The 3013-nt window shown below is 67.8% G+C and carries 1 protein-coding gene; it reads right to left on the reverse strand.

Annotated features, from left to right (window positions below; all coding sequences use genetic code 11):
• On the reverse strand, positions 1 to 3013 hold a 3013-nt coding region (locus BLX42_RS08655), incomplete at both ends, for an Ig-like domain-containing protein (protein WP_256671944.1).

The raw sequence follows: 3013 nt of genomic DNA on the forward strand, positions 1-3013 counted from the left end.
CCGTCGGGCGCACGCACGGTGACCGTGGCGCCGGCTTCGCCAGTACCTGTAAGGCTGGCGCCGTCGGCGGCGACGGCCAGGTTGGCGACGGCGGTGGGCGGTGTGGTATCGGCAGCGGTGTAAGGCGCGGCAGGCGACACGTTGCCTGCGGCATCTGTGGCGGTAACCTGCAAAGTCTGGCCGTTGGTCTGGGCGCTGCTCAGGGTGACCTGGAAGGTGCCATTGCTGCTGGCCACGGCGGTGCCCAGGATATTGCCTGCGGCATCACGCACAGTGACCGTGCTGCCTGCTTCGGCGCTGCCGCTCAACTGCAGGCCGGTACTGGCCAGGGCGAGGTCGGCTGGCGCCGCTGGTGGGGTGAGGTCCGGTGCAGTCACTGCAACAGGAGGCGAGGTGTTGTTGCCCGCGTCGGTCTGGGTCACGCTCAAGTTCTGGGCGTCAAGTTGCGCACTGGTCAGGGTGAGGGTGAAGCTGCCGTTGGCGGCCACCACGCCTGTGCCAATGATGGTGCCATCGGGGCCGCGCACGGTCACGCTGGCACCCGCTTCACCCAGGCCGGTGAGGGTCAGGCCATTGTTGTTGAGCACTACATTGGTCAGTGGGGCTGGTGGGGTGAGGTCGGCTGTACTGAGGGTGACAGCAGGCGAAGTGTTGCCCGCTGCATCCACCTGGCTCACACCGAGGGCCTGGCCGGTTGCCTGTGGGGTATCGAAGGTGACCGTAAACCGGCCATCGGCGCCCACGGTCGCGGTGCCGACCACGGTGCCGGCAGCGTTGCGCACCTGCACGGTGGCGCCGGCTTCGCCACTGCCTGACAGCTGTTTGCCATCGGCACTGAGCACCGGGTTGTCGACCGCACCCGGTGGCGTGCGGTCCGGTGTTGCCAGGCTCGCCGGGCCAGACACATTGCCAGCGGCATCGCTGAGGGTGACCTGCAAGGCGCTGCCGGTGGTCTGTGCATTTGGCAGGGTGACCTGGAACTGGCCGCTCTGGTTGACGGTACCTGTGGCCAGTACCGCGCCACTGGCATCGCGTACGGTCACCGTCGCGCCCGCCTCACCTTGGCCGCTGACTACGGTTGCCGCGCTGTTCAGGCTCAGGCCGGTGGCAGCATCAGGCGCTTGCAGGTCGGGCGCCTGCAAGGTGGCGGCGAGCGAGGTATTGCCCGCGGCGTCGCTCTGGGTAACGGTGAGGTTCTGGCCGTTGGCTTGCTGGGGTGTCAGGCTGACGCTGAACAACCCGTTACTGCCGACGGTGGCTGTGCCCAGTTCAGTGCCTTGGGCATCGACCACGCGCACGGTCGCACCCACCTCGCCTTGGCCGATGAGGGTGCTGCCGCTGCGGTCGAGGGCAAGCTGGGTGGGGGCATCCGGCGCGGTGCTGTCCTCTGCAACGATGGTGGCCGGTACCGAGGGTTTACCCCCCGCTGTAAGACGTGCGCTGACCTGCAGGGTCTGGGCATTGAGCTGGGCGTCGCTGAAGAACACTCGGAAGATGCCGTCGCTGCCGACCGTCGCGGTGCCCAGTGTGGTGCCGCCGGAGGTCACGGTGATCAGCGAGCCCACGGTCCCTTCGCCGGTCAGGAGGAAGCCGTCGGCACTGATGGTCAGGGCCGTTGGTGTAGCGACTTCGGTGCCGTCTGGCCCGGCCACGTCGACCGGGGTCTCGTTGCCACCGTCATCTCGTACCACTACCTGCACGGTATCGCCGGAAACCAAGGGTGGGTCGACTTCGACCACGAAGGTGCCGTCTGGCCCGGCGGTTGCGGTGCCCAGGTCGGTGGTGCCGTCGCGGACGATGATGGTGGTGCCGGGTTCGGCCGTACCGCCGATGAAGCCGCCATCCGGGCTGACCGTGATGTCGGTCGCCGCAGCGGGCGGGGTGGTATCCGGCGCGGTGACGCTCGATGCGCCAGAGTCGTTGCCGGCTGCGTCGCTGACCACCACTGTCAGGGTCTCGCCATTGGTGAGCGGGGTATCCAGCGGCACGCTGAAGCTGCCATCGCCGTTCACTGCAACGGTGACGACAGTGCCATTGGGGTCGGTCACCGTGACCGAGCTGGCCCCGGGGGCGTTGCCGGTCACAGTGGTGCCATCCGGGCTGACGCTGACATCGGTCGGCAGTGCAGGGGGTGTAAGATCTGGCGCAGTGGCCTGGGCTGCGGTGGAGGTGTTGCCGGCAGCATCGCTGAGGGTGACGTCGAGGCTCTGGCCATCCAGTTGGGCCGGTGACAGCGGCACGCTGAAGTTGCCACCCACCGGGACCACGACAGTGCCCAGCAGGTCGCCGTTGGCATTGCGCACTTCAACGGTGGAGCCCACCTCGCCGTTGCCTTGCAGCGCTGTGCCATCGGCACTGACTTGCAGGCCTGTGGGGGCGGCGGGGCCGGTTGTATCGTCAGCGGTGAAGGTGGCCGATGGCGATGTATTGCCCTCGCCGTCGACAAGCACCACCGACAGTACTTCGCCGTTGGTCTGGGGTGGGGCGAGGGTCACGGTGAAGCTGCCGTCAGGCTGCACTTGGGCATCGCCCAGCAGTTGCCCGCCGGCATCGCGCACTTCTACGGTGGCGCCTGGCTCACCTTGCCCGCTCAGCACACTGCCATCTGCGTTCAGCCCCAGGCCTTGTGCTGGTTGCGGTGCTTCGAGGTCGTTGGCAGTGACAGTGTCGGCAGCGGAAGTGTTGCCCGCAGCGTCCGCCTGGGTGACGGACAGCGTCTGACCGTTGAGTTGCGGTGGGTCGATGGTTACCCGGAAGCTACCGTCGGCCTCCACCACGGCGGTGCCCAATACTGCGCCGCCAGTGCCGGTGACGCGCACTTGCGCGCCGGGTTCGCCGCTACCGGTAACCACGGTGCCATCTGCGGCAAGGGCCAGGCCGGTGGGGGTGTCGGGCGCCTCGTTGTCCGGAGCAGGCAGGTCGACCGCTGCTGACACGTTACCGGTCGGGTCGCGTTGTTCAACGGTCAAGGCCTGGCCATTGGTCTGTGGAGGGGCCAGGGTGAGTTCGAAGG

The organism is Pseudomonas sp. SG-MS2 (genome assembly GCF_009933855.1).
Classification (GTDB): Bacteria; Pseudomonadota; Gammaproteobacteria; order Pseudomonadales; family Pseudomonadaceae; genus Aquipseudomonas; species Aquipseudomonas putida_E.